This is a genomic window from Bacteroides sp. L10-4 (genome assembly GCF_013373675.1).
Taxonomy (GTDB): Bacteria; Bacteroidota; Bacteroidia; order Bacteroidales; family Bacteroidaceae; genus Bacteroides; species Bacteroides muris.
The window spans coordinates 1-18,391 of the sequence record NZ_JABXJH010000066.1; the positions used below are offsets into that span (position 1 = coordinate 1).

15 protein-coding genes and 1 pseudogene are annotated in these 18,391 nt (G+C 45.8%); 12 read left to right on the forward strand and 4 right to left on the reverse strand.

Going from position 1 to position 18,391, the window contains the following annotated elements:
• Nucleotides 1-136: 136 nt before the first annotated feature.
• On the forward strand, nucleotides 137-2,380 hold the full coding sequence (locus tag HU824_RS16780) for an inorganic phosphate transporter (protein WP_176469448.1): 2,244 nt from the start codon (nucleotides 137-139) through the stop codon (nucleotides 2,378-2,380).
• A gap of 2 nt (nucleotides 2,381-2,382) precedes the next feature.
• On the opposite strand, the gene HU824_RS16785 is transcribed toward HU824_RS16780, so the two are convergent.
• Complete coding sequence (locus tag HU824_RS16785) at nucleotides 2,383-3,816, reverse strand: CCA tRNA nucleotidyltransferase (RefSeq protein WP_176469449.1); 1,434 nt, start codon at nucleotides 3,814-3,816, stop codon at nucleotides 2,383-2,385.
• Between the two features lie 129 nt (nucleotides 3,817-3,945).
• Here HU824_RS16785 and HU824_RS16790 point away from each other — a divergent pair, with 129 nt between their 5' ends.
• From HU824_RS16790 to HU824_RS16820, 7 genes are all read left to right on the forward strand, one after another.
• Nucleotides 3,946-4,761 (forward strand): hypothetical protein, encoded by an 816-nt coding sequence (locus HU824_RS16790; RefSeq protein WP_176469450.1) that lies wholly within the window; start codon nucleotides 3,946-3,948, stop codon nucleotides 4,759-4,761.
• Between the two features lie 423 nt (nucleotides 4,762-5,184).
• The gene (locus tag HU824_RS16795) at nucleotides 5,185-6,819 is read left to right on the forward strand and encodes an ABC-F family ATP-binding cassette domain-containing protein (protein ID WP_136011121.1); all 1,635 of its coding nucleotides are present in this window, start codon (nucleotides 5,185-5,187) and stop codon (nucleotides 6,817-6,819) included.
• An 83-nt stretch (nucleotides 6,820-6,902) separates the two neighbouring features.
• Nucleotides 6,903-7,061 carry a hypothetical protein gene (locus HU824_RS16800; RefSeq protein WP_176469451.1) on the forward strand — a complete coding sequence of 53 codons (159 nt, stop codon included), beginning with the start codon at nucleotides 6,903-6,905 and terminating at the stop codon, nucleotides 7,059-7,061.
• 33 nt (nucleotides 7,062-7,094) lie between these two features.
• Nucleotides 7,095-7,505 carry a DUF6769 family protein gene (locus HU824_RS16805; protein WP_136011120.1) on the forward strand — a complete coding sequence of 137 codons (411 nt, stop codon included), beginning with the start codon at nucleotides 7,095-7,097 and terminating at the stop codon, nucleotides 7,503-7,505.
• Between the two features lie 119 nt (nucleotides 7,506-7,624).
• A complete protein-coding gene (locus HU824_RS16810) occupies nucleotides 7,625-8,842 on the forward strand; it encodes an efflux RND transporter periplasmic adaptor subunit (protein WP_176469452.1) in 1,218 nt (405 codons plus the stop codon).
• A 181-nt stretch (nucleotides 8,843-9,023) separates the two neighbouring features.
• A complete protein-coding gene (locus HU824_RS16815; RefSeq protein WP_136011118.1) occupies nucleotides 9,024-12,146 on the forward strand; it encodes an efflux RND transporter permease subunit in 3,123 nt (1,040 codons plus the stop codon).
• Nucleotides 12,139-13,365: a TolC family protein gene (locus HU824_RS16820; RefSeq protein ID WP_176469453.1), complete on the forward strand. Its 1,227-nt coding sequence runs from the start codon at nucleotides 12,139-12,141 to the stop codon at nucleotides 13,363-13,365. The genes HU824_RS16815 and HU824_RS16820 overlap by 8 nt, the downstream gene beginning before the upstream one ends.
• An 81-nt stretch (nucleotides 13,366-13,446) precedes the next feature.
• On the opposite strand, the gene HU824_RS16825 is transcribed toward HU824_RS16820, so the two are convergent.
• The 3 genes from HU824_RS16825 to HU824_RS16835 all read right to left on the reverse strand — a co-directional run bounded on the left by HU824_RS16825 (nucleotide 13,447) and on the right by HU824_RS16835 (nucleotide 16,676).
• Nucleotides 13,447-14,685, reverse strand: a complete 1,239-nt coding sequence (locus tag HU824_RS16825) for a serpin family protein (RefSeq protein ID WP_176469454.1) — start codon at nucleotides 14,683-14,685, stop codon at nucleotides 13,447-13,449.
• A gap of 106 nt (nucleotides 14,686-14,791) precedes the next feature.
• Complete coding sequence (locus HU824_RS16830) at nucleotides 14,792-15,505, reverse strand: response regulator transcription factor (RefSeq protein ID WP_136011115.1); 714 nt, start codon at nucleotides 15,503-15,505, stop codon at nucleotides 14,792-14,794.
• Nucleotides 15,489-16,676, reverse strand: coding sequence for a sensor histidine kinase KdpD (locus tag HU824_RS16835; RefSeq protein WP_176469455.1), 1,188 nt, complete (start codon nucleotides 16,674-16,676; stop codon nucleotides 15,489-15,491). Before HU824_RS16835 ends, HU824_RS16830 begins: the two co-directional genes overlap by 17 nt.
• Nucleotides 16,677-16,984: 308 nt before the next feature.
• Here HU824_RS16835 and HU824_RS19865 point away from each other — a divergent pair, with 308 nt between their 5' ends.
• The 4 genes and pseudogenes from HU824_RS19865 to HU824_RS19875 form a co-directional block, all read left to right on the forward strand.
• Complete coding sequence (locus HU824_RS19865) at nucleotides 16,985-17,110, forward strand: hypothetical protein (protein WP_255260550.1); 126 nt, start codon at nucleotides 16,985-16,987, stop codon at nucleotides 17,108-17,110.
• A gap of 674 nt (nucleotides 17,111-17,784) precedes the next feature.
• Nucleotides 17,785-17,913, forward strand: a complete 129-nt coding sequence (locus HU824_RS19870; protein ID WP_255260551.1) for a hypothetical protein — start codon at nucleotides 17,785-17,787, stop codon at nucleotides 17,911-17,913.
• 17 nt (nucleotides 17,914-17,930) lie between these two features.
• Nucleotides 17,931-18,095 (forward strand): hypothetical protein, encoded by a 165-nt coding sequence (locus HU824_RS16840; RefSeq protein ID WP_176469456.1) that lies wholly within the window; start codon nucleotides 17,931-17,933, stop codon nucleotides 18,093-18,095.
• A 187-nt stretch (nucleotides 18,096-18,282) separates the two neighbouring features.
• A pseudogene (locus HU824_RS19875) lies at nucleotides 18,283-18,391 on the forward strand (IS982 family transposase); the annotation flags it as partial.

Consider the following 18,391-nt stretch of genomic DNA (forward strand, 5'->3'; position numbering starts at 1 on the left):
CATAAGCGGCCTTCAATTTGACCGCTAAGCTACGAATTCAAATCCGTTTCATTCTAAAGGACTGCTTAAAAGACTGTATTTCAATAATTTCAAAGACCGATTAGCTAACTTTTATTGGACAGTAGTGACATAGTTTATGGAAACAATCTATTTGGGTATTGTTATCTTTCTGTTCGTACTCGCGATTTTCGACCTCGTGGTAGGTGTAAGCAACGATGCGGTCAACTTTCTGCAATCCGCTGTCGGGGCAAAGGCAGCATCCTTCAAAACCATACTCTTCATTGCAGGCGTAGGTATATTTATCGGAGCAGCCTTGTCCAACGGCATGATGGATATTGCACGGCATGGTATCTACCAACCGCAGCATTTCTATTTTGCCGAAATCATGTGCATCCTGCTTGCGGTCATGCTGACGGATGTTGTACTGCTTGACGTTTTCAACACGATGGGGATGCCGACCTCCACTACCGTATCAATGGTGTTCGAGCTACTGGGAGGTACGTTCGCACTGGCACTCATCAAGGTCTATAATAGCGATACACTGGGCCTGGGTGACCTCATCAATACCGACAAGGCACTGTCTGTCATCATGGGTATCTTCCTGTCCGTCGCTATCGCCTTCTTCTTCGGTATGTTGGTGCAATGGCTGGCACGTATCGTGTTCACCTTCAACTACAAGAAGAAAATGAAATACAGCATTGCACTGTTCGGCGGTATAGCTACCACCAGCATCATCTACTTCATGCTGATAAAGGGGCTGAAAGACAGTTCATTCATGACCCCTGAAAACAAGCAATGGATACACGACAATACCGCATTGCTGATAACCGGTTTCTTTGTATTCTTTACCATACTGATGCAGATACTGCATTGGTGCAGGGTAAATGTCTTCAAAGTAGTGGTTCTGATGGGTACTTTCGCCCTCGCCCTTGCCTTTGCCGGCAATGACTTGGTGAATTTTATCGGTATCCCCCTCGCAGGATATTCCTCATTTATTGACTATACAGCCAATGGTACGGCCGCCGGTCCCGACGGATTCCTGATGTCCTCACTCCTCGGTGCAGCCAAAACCCCATGGTATTTCCTTATCGGTGCAGGCACGATTATGGTCTATGCACTCTGCACATCCAAGAAAGCCCACAACGTCATCAAGACTTCCGTTGACCTTGCCCGCCAAGACGACGGCGAAGAGAACTTCGGAAGTACCCCGATAGCCCGTACGCTGGTACGCTTCAGCATGACCCTGGCTAACGGAATATCCAAAACAATGCCCGAAAGCAGCAAACAATGGATAAACACACGATTCCAGAAAGATGAAGCCATCATAGCCGACGGTGCCGCCTTCGACCTGGTTCGCGCCTCCGTCAATCTCGTATTGGCAGGTCTGCTCATCGCCTTGGGAACTTCCTTGAAATTACCCCTCTCCACTACTTACGTCACCTTCATGGTGGCAATGGGTACCTCGCTTGCCGACCGTGCCTGGGGACGTGACTCGGCTGTATTCCGCATTACGGGTGTGCTCAGTGTCATCGGCGGTTGGTTCATCACTGCCGGAGCAGCATTCACCATCTGTTTTTTCGTGGCATTGGTTATCCATTTCGGTGGTACGATTGCCATTCTGGTACTGATTGGTCTGGCAGTCTTCATGCTGATTCGCAGCCAAGTGATGTACAAGAAGCGCAAAGAGAAAGAAAAAGGCAGCGAGACTCTGAAACAATTGATGAAGAGTACGGACAATAACGAAGTAGTTGAATTGCTCCGCAAGCATACCCGCGAGGAACTGGTGAAGATAATGGAATTCACAGAAGAGAATTTCGAGCGCACCGTCACTTCCTTCCTGCACGAGAACTTGCGCGGACTGCGCCGTGCCATGGGAGCGGTAAAGTTCGAGAAACAACTCATCAAGCAGATGAAACGCACCGGAACACTTGCCATGTGCCGCCTCGACAATAATACCGTACTGGAGAAAGGACTCTATTACTACCAGGGCAATGACTTTGCCAGCGAACTGGTGTACAGCGTAGGCCGTCTTTGCGAGCCGTGTCTGGAGCACATCGACAACAACTTCAAGCCGCTGGATGCCATTCAAAAGGGAGAGTTCACAGATGTTGCAGAAGACATCTGCTACCTGCTGCAAGTATGCCGCCACAAATTGGAGACGAACGACTATAACGAACTTGAGACCGAGATTCGCAAAGCCAACCATCTAAACGGCGAGCTGTCGCACTTGAAACGCGAAGAACTGCAACGCATTCAGAGCCAGAATGGCAGCATCAAGGTGAGCATGGTCTATCTGACAATGATACAAGAAGCCCAGAACATAGTGACCTACACCATCAACCTGATGAAAGTAAGCCGCAAGTTCCAGGCCGAAGAATAATGTCACTTGATCTCTTTCAATCCCATCTTTTCCGCCCGTTGCAGCATAAATGCACGGGCGGCTTCGTATTCATTAGGAATGACCCCGTCCAGGATGGCATCCTTGATGGCACTCTTCAAGGCACCCACTTGCTGGCAGGGAGAGAGGCCGAAAGTACTCATAATCTCCTCCCCGCTGACCGGCGGCTGGAAGTTACGGATGCGGTCGCGTTCCTCCAAGTCCTTCAGCTTCTGGCGCACCAGTTGGAAGTTGTTCAGGAAACGCTTCTTGCGCTCCATATTCTTGGAGGTAATATCGGCTTCGCACAAAGTCATCAAGTCGTCTATATCGTTGCTTGCCTCGAACAGCAGGCGGCGTACCGCCGAGTCGGTCACTACATCATCCGCTATCACAATGGGACGCATGTGCAGCCCCACCATCTTCTGCACATATTTCATCTTTTCGTTCATAGGAAGCTTCATCTTGCGGAAAATATCAGGTATCATCTTCTCGCCGATAAAGTTATGATTATGGAACGTCCAGCCCGCACGGGGTTCCCAACGCTTGGTGGCAGGCTTGGCTATGTCGTGCAGAAGAGCCGCCCAGCGCAGCCAGAGGTTGTCGGTCTTCTTGCTGATGTTGTCGAGCACTTCGAGTGTATGGTAGAAATTGTCCTTGTGGGCACGTCCGTTGCGCGTCTCCACACCTTGCAGCTTCACAAGTTCCGGGAATATCAGTTCCAACAAGCCGCACCGGTCCAACTCAATAAAGCCCTTGGAGGGGATAGGCGACAGAATGATTTTGTTGAGCTCGTCTGCAATACGCTCCTTGGATATGATGGAGATACGTTCCCGGTTCCGTTCCAGTGAATCGAATGTGTCATCATCGATATAGAATCCCAACTGGGTAGCAAAACGGACACAGCGCATCATCCGCAAAGGGTCGTCGCTGAAAGTTATATCAGGGTCAAGCGGTGTCCGGATGGTCTTTTCCTTCAAGTCTCCAATACCGCCAAAGGGGTCGACCAACTCGCCATAACGCACCCGGTTCAGACAGACAGCCAGTGCATTGATGGTAAAATCACGGCGGTTCTGGTCATCCTCCAATGTACCGTCCTCTACAATCGGTTTGCGTGAATCGTGCGTATACGACTCTTTTCTTGCACCCACAAACTCAACTTCCGTACCATAGTACTTCAATTGTGCCGTACCGAAATTCTTGAAGACGGAAACATGCGCCCCACGCCCCAGACGCTTACCCAGCGCCTCGGCCATGGCAATGCCACTGCCTACCACCACCACATCAATATCCTTGGAAGGACGTTGCAGGAAAATATCACGTACATATCCACCGACTACGTAACATTCCAATCCTAATTCATCAGCCGTTTCGGATATCCGCTTGAATATATCATCACTAAAATATTGCTTCAGTTCTTCTGCCGTCAAATCTATCATAAATAATGCGCTAATGTAATGAATACGCAAATATGTCAATGGTCTATTAGCACATTTGCACATTAAAATGCTGCAAAGATAAAGATATTATTTCTATTTTTGTGGACTCTAACTCCAAGAACAACAAATATGAAGAAAGTAATACTCCTTGCATGCCTGTGCTGCATGCTCTTCTCTTGCGAAAATGTAGAGAAGAAAGCCGGTGAAAAACTACAAGCTGCCCGCACAGCTTTTGAACTCGGCAACTACAATGAAGCGAAGATTCTGATTGACAGTATCAAGATACTCTATCCCAAAGCGTTTGAAACTCGCCGTGCAGGTATCGGCCTGATGCAGGAAGTGGAGCTGAAAGAGCAGGAAAAGAGTATGGCCTATCTTGACAGCATGCTTCAAGCCAAGCAAAAGGAATTCGCTGCAATCAAAGGGAAATATACCTTTGAGAAAGATGCCGAATACCAGAATATAGGCAATTACCTGTATCCGTCCCAAGTGATAGAAAAAAATCTGCACCGTTCTTTCCTCCGCTTCCAGGTAGACGAAAACGGTATAATGAGCATGACCTCTATCTATTGCGGAGCCCATAACATCCACCATGTGGCCGTCAAGGTTACCGCTCCCGACGGCAGTTTTGCCGAGACGCCCGCCGCCAAAGATAGCTATGAAACGACCAATCTCGGTGAAAAGATTGAAAAAGCTGATTTCAAACTGGGAGAAGACGGAAATGTCATGGGCTTTCTCTATCTGAACAAGGACAAGAACATTAAAGTCAACTATTTGGGAGAACGTCCCTACTCCGTCACCATGACTGCCACCGACCGCCAGGCGCTTGCAAGTATTTACGAGTTGGCACAACTGCTTTCTTCCATGACGGAAATAAAGAAAAACATGGAAGAGGCAAAACTGAAGATGGAATTTGTGAAGAAAAACCGGTCTCTTAACCATTAGGACGATTGTGATGAATGTATTATTCTACTGTATGCAATACAAATTGACATAGGGTTCACAGCATTCATCGGTATGCAGCAAGCACTTTATAGTAACACTTTACCTATAATACAGCAACACTTTATCGCCAATAAAGTACTACTTTATCGGGAATACAGCAACACTTTATCAGTAATAAAGTGATACTTTATTACTGATAAAAAAGAATAAAGCTAGAATAGATTGATTATCACTGCAATACTGATACTTTTTCTATTCTCATGGCCTATACGTATTGTTTATATAGGGGAAAAGATATAAAAATAAGATAATCGCACTATCTTTAAAATAAGATAAGCTGCATCTCGGCATAAGTTTTTCATGCAAGCATGAAAGTTCTGCACTCAATTTACACTATCTTTGCAGCTCATAAAAAAACATATAATGATTTCTATAGACGGATTGGCCGTAGAATTCGGCGGAACTACTTTATTCAGTGACATATCTTTCGTTATCAATGAAAAAGACCGTATCGCCCTGATGGGCAAAAACGGAGCGGGGAAAAGTACATTGTTGAAAATTCTGGCAGGTGCAAGACAACCTACCCGCGGAAAGATCTCAGCCCCCAAAGACAGTGTCATAGCTTACCTTCCACAGCACCTTATGACAGAAGACGGACGTACCGTATTCCAGGAAGCGGCGCAAGCCTTTGCCCATCTGCATGAAATGGAAGCCGAAATAGAGCGCCTCAACAAGGAACTGGAAACGCGTACCGACTACGAGAGTGATAGCTACATGGAACTTATCGAGAACGTCTCTGCCTTAAGCGAAAAGTTCTATGCCATCGACTCCACCAATTACGAGGAGGATGTGGAAAAAGCACTGCTCGGATTGGGCTTTGTACGCGAAGACTTCAACCGCCAGACCAGTGACTTCAGCGGTGGATGGCGCATGCGCATCGAACTTGCCAAACTGTTACTGCAGAAACCCGACGTACTATTGCTGGACGAGCCTACCAACCATCTGGACATAGAATCCATACAATGGCTGGAAGATTTTCTTATCAGTAGCGGAAAGGCTGTCATCGTCATCAGCCACGACCGAAAGTTCGTGGACAACATCACCACCCGTACCATTGAAGTGACCATGGGGCGGATATACGACTATAAAGTAAACTACTCCCAATACCTGGAACTCCGCAAGGAACGCCGCGAACAGCAGCAGAAAGCCTACGATGACCAGCAGAAGTTTATTGCCGAAACCAAGGAATTCATCGAACGGTTCAAAGGCACCTACTCCAAGACCCTGCAAGTGCAGAGCCGCGTAAAGATGCTGGAGAAACTGGAACTGCTGGAAGTGGACGAAGAAGACACTTCTGCGTTGCGCCTCAAATTCCCTCCCTCCCCCCGTTCGGGCAATTATCCCGTCATCATGGAAGGGGTAGGGAAAAGCTACGGCGACCACGTGGTCTTCAAGAATGCCAACCTCACCATAGAACGGGGAGACAAGGTTGCTTTCGTCGGCAAAAACGGCGAAGGAAAGTCAACGTTGGTAAAGTGTATCATGAAGGAAATAGAGCATGAAGGCACCCTTACCATAGGACACAATGTGCAGATTGGATATTTCGCACAGAATCAAGCCTCGCTGTTGGATGAGAACCTGACCGTGTTCCAGACTATCGACGATGTGGCAAAAGGGGAAATCCGTAATAAAATACGCGACCTGCTGGGCGCCTTCATGTTCGGTGGTCCCGAAGAGTCCATGAAAAAAGTCAAGGTGCTTTCGGGTGGAGAGCGCACACGCCTCGCCATGATAAAACTCTTGCTCGAACCGGTGAATCTGCTGATACTGGACGAACCGACCAACCATCTGGACATGAAAACCAAAGATATCCTGAAGCAGGCTCTTATGGATTTTGACGGAACCCTTATCCTCGTCAGCCACGACCGTGATTTCCTGGATGGACTGGTAAGCAAGGTATATGAATTCGGCAACAAACAAGTGAAAGAACACTTGAGCGGCATCTACGAATTCCTCGAAAAGAAGAAAATGGACTCCCTCCGCGAACTGGAACGATAAGCATCCGCTGAATCCAGCGTCCGAACAAATGGCTGATACATATGATTTTCATTTTACTAAACACTCAACTAAGAGATATGAAAATGAAACAATATGATGCCACCATAAGTAGGATTTGGCAAGGGCGGGAAGTTATTGTCCTCCGAACTGGCCAAACGGAAGAGGAAGCGATGAAAGAACGAGGGATTGAATATGTTATTCACACCTTTTTAGCATTTTCCATTTGGCAATTAAGCCATTAACCTCTATCTTTGCATCCGTCCAAAGATAGAGGAATGAAAAAGAAACAGTACATAACCTATATTCTTTTTTTCATCAGCCTGATAATGCTGATGATACCCGTCATTCCCCACCATCATCATGCCGACGGAATAATATGCATGAAGAATGACATCACCGCCGATTGCTGCGGACAGCATCATAGCCCAGACAACGAACACTGCTGTCGCAACACGGGATGCATGACAACCCATTTTGTACAACAGACGCCCTGCTCCTCCGATGATGTATATTCACATCCGGATGCCTTGTGGGCAGTAATCCTATTCATTGAGCCTTTTTCCAAGTTACTCACCCTACCCGAATTTGACATAAGCAGGCAGGAATGTATCTATCTGGAATCTCTTCATAGCACATTTATCGCATGTGCTACGGGGCTTCGTGCCCCTCCGTCTCTTCTTGCTTAACTGTTGTCGGGACATCACCGGGACAGATTTCTATCCGGCATAAGGAACAATGCAATTTGGTTGCATACCCTATGCCCTAACTTTGTATTCAAAATCAAAAAGTAAGAACAAATATCATCATGAAAAAAGTTATTTTCATGGGAGTCTTGGGGTTATTCCTTTTAGGCTCCTGCAACAGCAAGTCCGGAGACAGTCACGAAGGACATAATCACGAAACAGAAGAGCACAATCATGAGGGACATGACCACAAGCATGAGGGGCATGACCATGAGCATGAGGGACACAACCATGAGCATGAAAACCATGCCGGAGGAAGTGATGAAATCATTCTGCCACCGGCAAAGGCACAAGCTGCAGGCGTGGTAGTCAGCACTGTTGAACCGGGTACTTTCCATCAAGTCATCAAGACCAGCGGCCAGGTAATGGCAGCCCAAGGAGACGAGAGCGTAGCCGTAGCCACAGTAGCAGGCGTGGTTTCCTTCAAGGGAAAAGTTATCGAAGGAATGAGTGTCAGCAAAGGTACTCCTTTGGTGATATTGTCATCCAAAAACATGGCCGACGGAGACCCGGTGCAGAAAGCCCGGATAGCCTACGAGGTTTCCAAGAAAGAATATCAGCGTATGAAAGCGCTTGTAGGCAACAAAATCGTATCTGAAAAGGAGTTCGCACAAGCCGAACAGATTTATGAAAATGCCCGTATCAGTTACGAGGCAGTCGCAAAGAACCATTCGGCAAGCGGCCAGGCAGTTGTCTCTCCCATCAGCGGTTATGTAAAGAACCTGTTGGTGAAAGAAGGGGATTACGTCAGCATTGGCCAGCCACTGGTAAGCGTCACCCAGAACCGAAAGCTTTTCCTGCGTGCGGATGTATCCGAAAAGTACTATCCTTACCTAAACAGCATCGGTTCCGCCAACTTCTGTACTCCTTATAATAATAAGGTATATACATTGAAAGAACTAGGCGGGCGCATGCTTTCGTATGGAAAAGCTTCGGGCGAAAACGGATATTATGTACCGGTGACTTTTGAATTCGACAATAAGGGAGACGTTATTCCCGGCTCGTTTGTAGAAGTATTCTTATTATCCTCACCGATGGAAAATGTATTGTCTCTTCCTCACAGTGCACTGACCGAAGAGCAAGGCAGTTTCTTTGTTTACCTACAACTGGATGAAGAAGGTTACAAAAAACAGCTTGTCACCCTGGGTGCCGACAATGGCGAAAGTGTACAAATCCTTTCCGGCATAAAAGCAGGCAACCGTGTCGTAACTCAAGGAGCCTATCAAGTGAAACTGGCATCGGCAACAAACGCTATTCCGGCACATAGTCATGAACACTAATCTCATGTACAATTTGACAACTTACAAAGTATCATTCTGCAATGCCGTATCAAGGAGAAAAACAGCAATACGGTCTTTGTAGAAAGCAGATTGCCATGAGAAAAAAAGAATAATTCTACTAACAGAGCTGCAATCGTGTAGCCAAATTGTACATCGTACATTGTAAATAGTAAATAGAAAGATGTTAAACAAAATAATCGCTTTTTCTCTTCAAAACCGCATCTTGGTGCTGGTAGCATCGGTGCTGTTGCTGATTGGCGGCACTTATACCGCCATGCATACGGAAGTGGATGTATTTCCTGACCTCAATGCGCCGACAGTGGTCATCATGACCGAAGCAAACGGTATGGCGGCAGAGGAAGTGGAGCAACTGGTCACTTTTCCCGTAGAAACAGCTGTGAACGGTGCAACGGGTGTGCGCCGTGTACGCTCTTCCTCGACAAACGGATTCTCTGTTGTCTGGGTAGAATTCGACTGGGATACGGATATATACCTGGCACGGCAGATTGTCAGCGAGAAGCTGGCAGTCGTCAGTGAATCATTACCCGCCAATGTAGGCAAACCGACACTGGGACCACAGTCTTCCATCTTAGGTGAGATGCTGATTATTGGTCTGACGGCAGATTCAACTTCCATGCTGGATTTGCGTACCATTGCCGACTGGACCATACGCCCCCGTCTGCTTTCTACGGGTGGCGTAGCACAAGTTGCCGTATTAGGTGGCGACATCAAGGAATATCAAATACAGTTGGATCCGGAACGGATGCGCCACTACGGTGTGACATTGAGCGAAGTGACGAACGCCACTCGCGAAATGAACCTGAATGCCAATGGCGGAGTGCTCTATGAATATGGCAATGAATATATCGTACGCGGCGTACTTTCTACCGACAAGGTAGACCAGATAGCCAAAGCTGTGGTACGGAGCAACGGAGCCTTCGGCGCCCCCATCCTGCTGGAAGACATTGCCGATGTTCAAATCGGAGCCAAACTTCCCAAACTGGGTACTGCATCGGAACGTGGCAAACATGCCGTACTACTGACGGTCACCAAGCAACCCGCTACAAGCACACTGGAGCTTACAGACAAACTGGAAGCCTCCCTGCAAGACTTGCAGAAGAACCTGCCTGCCGACATAAAGGTATCTACTGACATCTTCCGTCAAAGCCGTTTCATCGAAAGTTCCATCGGAAACGTTCAAAAGTCATTGTTGGAAGGAGGTATTTTCGTTGTTATCGTGCTTTTCCTATTCCTTGCCAACGTACGTACCACAGTCATCTCGCTGGTGACACTACCGTTATCACTGATTGCCTCCATCCTTGCCCTACACTATATGGGCTTTACGATAAACACCATGAGCCTGGGAGGTATGGCTATCGCCATCGGTTCGTTGGTTGATGATGCCATCGTGGATGTGGAGAACGTCTACAAGCGTATGCGCGAAAATAGGCTGAAGCCTGCCGAAGAGCGGATGCCCATATTGGAGGTGGTGTTCAATGCATCGAAAGAAGTACGTATGCCTATCCTCAATTCAACGTTGATAATCATTGCCAGTTTCGTACCTCTATTCTTCCTGAGCGGTATGGAGGGTAGAATGTTGGTACCGCTGGGCATTGCGTTCATCGTGGCATTGATTGCCTCTACCGTTGTGGCGCTGACCGTAACGCCGGTACTTTGCTCCTACTTGTTGGGGAAAGAAAAAATAAAGGAGAAGAACAATGCCAACGGTGACTCTGTCGTGGCACGCAAAATGAAACAATGGTATGGCACAGCGCTGACTTTCGTATTGGGACATAAGAAAGGGGTGCTGGGAGGTACTATCAGCTTGTTTGTAGTGGCACTCGGCTGTTTCTTCACCCTGGGGCGCTCGTTCCTGCCACCATTCAATGAAGGTTCGTTCACCATCAATATCTCCTCGCTTCCGGGCATCTCTCTGGAAGAAAGCGATAAGATGGGGCATCGTGCCGAGGAACTGCTGCTCTCCATCCCCGAAATACAAACCGTGGCCCGTAAAACGGGACGTGCGGAGCTGGACGAACACGCTCTGGGAGTAAATGTCTCCGAGATTGAGGCACCGTTTGAGTTGAAAGACCGCTCACGCAGCGAGCTTGTGGCAGAAGTCCGCGAAAAACTGGGTACCATTGTAGGGGCAAACGTGGAAATAGGCCAGCCTATCAGCCACCGTATAGATGCCATGCTTTCCGGTACAAAGGCGAACATCGCCATCAAACTGTTCGGCGACGACCTGAACCGCATGTTCACTCTGGGCAATGAAATCAAGAACGCTATTCAGGGCATTCCCGGTATTGCCGACCTTAACGTGGAACAGCAAATTGAACGTCCGCAGCTTGTCATTTCGCCCAAACGGGAAATACTTGCCAAATATGGCATTTCACTGCCCGAATTTTCGGAGTTTGTCAATGTCTGCCTGGCCGGTGAAGCTGTTTCCCTAGTTTACGAAAAGGGAAAGAGTTTCGACCTGACCGTACGCATGAAAGACAACCTACGCGACGAAACGGAAAAAATCCGTAACTTGATGATTGATACAAGTGACGGACAAAAGATTCCACTGAACTATGTAGCGGAAATCCGCTCAACCATGGGTCCGAACACCATCAGTCGCGAAAATGTAAAACGTAAAATCGTCATTTCCGCCAACGTGGCCGACCGCGACCTGCGAAGCGTAGTCAACGATATACAAGCCGAGATGGATGCACAAATCAAACTGCCGGAAGGGTACCACATCGAATATGGCGGACAATTCGAAAGCGAGCAAGCGGCAAGCCGCACGCTGGCACTTACTTCGTTCATGTCCATCGTGGTGATATTCCTGCTCCTCTACCATGAATTCCGCAGTGTGAAAGAGAGCTCCATCATCCTTATCAATCTGCCGCTGGCATTGATAGGCGGTGTGTTCGCCCTACTCATCACAACAGGCGAAGTGAGTATCCCCGCCATCATCGGTTTCATCTCACTGTTCGGTATCGCCACCCGAAACGGAATGTTGCTCATCAGCCATTACAACCACCTGCAGCAGGAAGAAGGCTATGACGTCTACGACAGCGTTATCCGCGGTTCACTCGACCGTCTGAATCCAATCCTGATGACCGCCCTATCCAGTGCATTGGCACTTATTCCACTGGCTCTCAGTGGCGATCTGCCAGGCAACGAAATACAAAGCCCGATGGCAAAGGTTATCTTGGGCGGCCTTTTAACATCCACGTTCCTGAACGGTTTCATCATTCCGATTGTTTACCTTATGATGCACCATAACCAACAATCTAAAACATCAGACAATGAATAAAAGATTTTTCATATTCAGCGCTGCCATCCTCGCTTTTGCGGGGATGAGCGCACAAACATCCGGCATTGATGCCGTACTCCAGCAGATAGAGGCCAACAACAAGGAGTTGCAGGCCAACTTCCACCTCATTTCCTCACAAAAGCTGGAGAGCAAGACCAACAACAACCTCCCCGACCCTACACTATCATACGCCCACCTTTGGGACTCCAAGAACAGTGACGAGACAGTTGGCGAAATGGTTATCTCGCAAAGCTTCGACTTCCCCACGCTTTATGCCACCCGAGGAAAGATGAACCGACTCAAGGCAAATGCACTGGATGCACAAGCCACCGCCTTTCGCCAGCAGATATTACTGCAAGCGAAGGAAGTATGCCTGGACATCATCATGCTGCAACGCCAGCAAGCTCTGCTCGACGAACGGTTGAAGAATGCAGAGGAGTTGTCGGCCATGTACACCCGACGTCTGGAAACGGGAGATGCCAATGCACTGGAAACCAACAAAATTAATCTGGAGTTGCTGAATGTACGCACGGAAGCCCGCATGAACCAAACGGCACTTAACAATAAACTGAAAGAGCTGCTTGTCCTCAACGGAAACCAGCCGCTCACACCAGGACGTCCCATGTCCGGTACCATACCCAACGCCCAAACGCTCGGATTGACAGAGTACCCGGCAGTGCCGTTGCCGGCCGACTTCCGCCCACTGGTCGACGAACTGCTGGCTTCAGACCCCACCCTGCAATCCATGCAAGGTGAAAGTTCTGCTGCCCGAAAACAGATTTCGGCAAGCAAGCAAGGCTGGTTGCCCAAACTGGAACTGGGTTACCGTAGAAATACCGAATCAGGGCACCCGCTGAACGGTGTGGTAGTAGGCTTCTCTTTCCCGCTTTTCGAGAACCGCAATAAGGTCAAGATAGCCAAGACACAGGCGCTCAACATAGACTATCAAAAGGAGAACGCCGCACTGCAAGCCAGCTCTGCCTTGTGGCAACTCTATGAAGAGGCCAAGAACCTGCACGCTTCCATGGAGGAATACGAGTGCACCTTCCAGCAGCAGCAAGACCTCACCTTGCTGAAACAAGCACTTATGGGAGGGCAAATCAGTATGATTGAGTACTTCGTTGAAATATCGGTGGTTTATCAAAGCAAGGCAAACCTCCTGCAACTGGAAAACCAGTATCAGAAGGCAATGGCGCAGATATACAAGAACCGGTTATAAAGAAAAGAGGAAGGTGTGTCAGAGCAAAAAGGACATCTTAGTTCTTGACACACCTTCCTTTACTTTCAACATATATTGCAGTTACAGTTTCGTGACTTTCCCCATAAACAGAATGGTTCCCGTACTCTTTTCCTTTATCAGGAAGACGAAAGGACGGTCTACATAGAAAGGAATGACCGCACTTGGACCGGGAGCAGCCGCATCTACCATTCCTGCGATAGTCACAGCCGCAGCTTCCGTCCCCTCTTCATCTACCTTTACATAAGTATATTGCTGCAACAGGTCGACAAACAATTCCTCATTGGACATTTTAGAGAAATCAGCGCACCTGCTGTCGAAGGCATCCTTCATCTCCATTTCTTGCATATCTTCTATCAAGCCCTTGTCATATTTCAGTTCGAACCGTGGCAGCTTGACATTCAGCATTGTACCTGACAAAGTATTGTTCCACTCCCGCCAATGCTCATCCGTCAATTGCGGCAGACATTCCTCCAAAGACTTTCCTTCGGCCGGCAAAAGCACTACCATACTGAAAGCTTCATTACCATAAGGGAACTCTGCTATGGAAAAGCATTCATTTTCCGTATAATTGAAACGTTCTCTGGACATATTCATCATCTGTACCGTCGACCGGCTTCCGTCCACACTTGTAAACAGCTCTGCCTTCGTATCTGATTTCTTGAACTGGTTTTTCCAGATTCCTTTGAAATAGAGAGCATTCAACAAATACATACGTGCACTCGCAGGCATCTCTGTCAAAACCTTCTTTATGCAATTATTCGTTTTCCCGGCACACCAGCTGTTTATAATGTCCGGAGCCTTGGGAGAGGAAAAATCCAGTTCCTGCACTTGCGCGTCATATATCTTTTTGTTCACGCTTACAAAGTCGTCATGAACACCGAACCCTTGCTTTATCCAGATGGAATTGGCAATTCCCAACTGTGTGGTATTATCCAAATCGAGCAACGCCTCCACCAACTTCTTATTATAGTTGTTCATTTCCTCCAACGAATAGCCCGAAAAGCCCAGGACATCTGTCATCTCAGACAGTGTGTTTCCCGACGCTCCATTGGCAATCATAGACAGACAGAGCGAAGCGCTCAAAGGAGAGATGAACAGATTGGGCTTTTCCACCTCAGTTTTACAAACCTGATTAAAGAAACGGAAAGCGAAATCCGTTCCTAAATCCGTCATCTCCTGCTCGACACGGGTCAAGGCAATGTCTTTGCGGGGCTTGGGTTGTGGTGAAGAGTTGTCGTCACTCTGGCAGGCTGCAAGGATACAAAGTAGGCTTAAGGCAGTAATCGTTTTTTTAAGCATAAGCAAATAGTATTAGTTTTAAAACAGTTATCTATATATAGAAAATGCTTGAACAAACAAAATACTGCATTGAAGAACAATAAAAAAATGATACACTCCTACTCAATTATTCCTCTACCAACATCAACCCCACCCCTCTGACTGTCTTTATGGACACCGTAGGATCGTCTTCCAAGCATTTGCGTAGTTTCACCAAATAGGTATCAAGGCTACGCGAGATAAAGTAGTCGTTTTCATCCTGAGTCTCCCAATTGTGGCTGACAATAGCACCCCGTTTCACTACTTGATTCTTGTTCCGTGCAAGAAGTCTGAGAATTCCAGCTTCGCGCCGACTTAACACTGTTTTCTCACCGTTTTTGTCATTCCTAAGGGTTGCGTGTGCGGCATCCAGTGTGTATTGCCCGAAGTGGTAGCAATCTGTTTCATTGCGCGAAGGCTGTCCTTTTCTCAATTTAAGCAAAGCATGTATATGTGCATCCAGTTCTTCAGCCACAAAAGGCTTCTTCACGTAATTATCGGCTCCTAACTTATATCCACTGGTCACATCTTTGGGCGAGCCCAACGCCGAAGCCAGTAAGATAGGTATATTTCCATCCACTTCACGGATGCGCTCCACCATCTGAAGACCATTCATCACCGGCATATCCACATCCGAGATAATAATATCCGGATGATACTCCTGATATGCTTTCAAGCCTTCTTGCCCATTAACAGCCGTAATAACCTCATATCCTCCAATCAGTCCTTCCAGACTGCTCTTTACGACATAGGTCAACATGGAATCATCTTCCACCAAAAGCAATTTAATTTTGTTTTCCATCTATCATTTTGTTTTCAGTATCCTCTTCCTCCGATGCTGACATATACAATGTAAATTCACTGAATTTTCCAACCACGCTGCTTGCCGTCACTGTCCCTCCATGTGCCTCCATCACCCGATACACATAGTTCAGTCCCAATCCAAACCCTGCGACCTTGCCCAAACGGGAGCTTTTGATGGCAGAACCACGCTCAAATTTATCAAATATCTTACGTTTATCTTCTTCAGAAAAACCGATACCGTTGTCGCGCACCTTGATGCAGGAATAACCTCCGCTGCACTCCGAAGTTATTTCTATCTCTACCTCCCCCTCGTCTTTAGAATATTTCACGGCATTGTCCACCAAATTATAGACAGCCTCTTCCAGATATTCCTTGTCAGCATTCACTTCCTTGGCTTGCAGGTTTAACGTGAAATGCAACGGCTTGGTAGATTTTGCCTTAAAGGTTTCCATTATTCTTTCAAGCATCGGTTCCAGTTGCACTTTCTCCTTGACCATCGTCAACTTATGGCTTTCCAGCCTCGAGATAGTCAACAGTCTGTTTATCAACTTCAGCAAATGTACAGTTTCGGACTTCACCACTCCCAGAAAGCTTTTTTTCAATTCCGGCATACTTTCTATCTTCTCGTCATTCAACGCATCAGAGCACATCATGATAGAGCTAAGCGGTGTCTTCATGTCATGAATCATAGCATATGAGAAGTCTTCACGAAGCTTGGCCACTTTCTTCTGATAGATGATTACTTTAATCTGATAGATAATGCAACCGATTACCAAAACCAGCATGATAAAGGAGGCTATCATCAACAAGCCCATACGTTCAAAAAATACTTTATAAGGATTGACAAGAACAAGTTGTACAGCTTCAGTGGAATCTGATTTTATAGCAAATGGGGCAGACTTTATGATGCCCCATAGAGGTAATTTTTCTTTCTTACTAACTTGCAAAATGCTATCATTCTGAGGATTCATGGTACAAACAACAAAATTACTTTCAATACTATATTCCTTCAGCAAAGCAGATGCTATGGAATCCACTTTTAACAGAGACATTTTATATCCCATATTAGACAAGTTCTCACAAAAATAAGTCAGCGGATTTATGGTACCATTCACTTCACCTCCTATGACTTGTGTTCCTTCTGGAGTACATGCCATTCTTATTTTCATTTCATTTTCAATAGCCTCTTCCAAAACCTCACAACAATCCTTCTGAATATTATACCTTATAAGCATATAAGTATTATATATCCATACTGTCTGCAATGACAGTACAGCAATCAAACCTAAAAAGGTAAACAAACGAATGTATTTATATTTTTGTTTCTTCATTAATTTCATTTACGTTGCAAAGATATTAATTAAATTAAAACTTTAACCTAAAACTGACATTTTTCTAACATATTATAAAAATCTTCCCTTATATTTTTGCGGTATTAAAAGAAAGAAATAATGTATAACTTTAAATTATTAGAACAATGAAAGAACTTATTATTGAATTAACCAAGGAAGAAGAAATGCAAATTTTTGGAGGAAGAGTTGTATATGAAATAATAAATATCAACGGAAAAGACATCCTCATCGTAAAGAATATACCAGAATAGCTTTACGCCACCAAATGAGAACTAAAAATCCTCAAAAAACAAAGACGTAAACTTTAACGTAGAACTGACATTGCTCTAACATTAGTCCCGAAACAAAGCCCATAACTTTGCAACATCAAACCAAGAGAACAACAATTAAAGACTAAAATCAATGAAAACGAAAAAGAAGTATTATAACCCGCAATATCCGCAGAACACACTAAAGTTTCCGCCCCTGCTCTGTTGAGGAACAATGAAAGTTTAACGTAAAACTAACATTACCCTAACAAAAGATACAAAGTGAAGCGCTTAACTTTGCAACATCAACTTAAAACAAATACAACAACAGCAAAAAACAAAGAACAATGAAAGACATCAAATTCATAAGAGCCGGCAGATGCAGCAGGCCCAATCTGTGGAAACCACCCCGATAGGGAAATAAAGGAGATTCTTGAAAAAGTCTGTGCTTGAACAAAAAGTCAAAACAACACAAACACAGCAGCAACACAAACACACTCTCTTAAAGACAGGAAAGGGGATTTCAAGACAGACTTTTTCAAGCAAACCTCCAATGATTATAAGACCGGAAGATTTAGTAGTATGTTGCCACAATATACCACCAATAAACATGCCAGGAGACATATGGAGCGACTTAATGTAATGTCTCCTTATTGGGGAAAAGAGTCAATCGAGCTATGAGAACCCTCACATTGGAAGAATGTATCAACACGTATGGCGGTTGTTGCATCTGCGATGCAGATATCGGTTTCAGCAATGTACTTGCAACACCGCTTACTATCAGAGATTCATTATTCAAACATTAACTTTAAAAAGAAAAACAATGGAAAAGAACATCGAACACAAGGTAAAGCCTTTAACAAAAAAAGAGCAGAGAGTTGCATCGGGAGGATATGCCCCCACCGATTCTCCAATTAAGCCTATAGACGACAACAATGGTATGCCGGATTTTAAGATACCAAGCAAAGAAGATTTCAAGTTCTATTAATCGCAATAGAAACGTTCTATTAACCCTTTTATTAATAATTAAAACATTTTGAGTTATGAAAAATTTAAAAGACAATACCCGTTGGTTGAATTAAAATTCTAAATATTTACAAATGAAAAAGTTGCACAATTTGCGGATTATTATTAAATTAGTGGTAACCACACCGTTAACTACTATTGCACTGCTTATGCGCAACTTCATAGCAAATTTCGTCAGAATCCTCGGAATCTGCAAGGATTTTGCCGGAAATCGAGTTAATGAACATGGAAACGTACCCAGGTGCGGTGTTGTTCCCA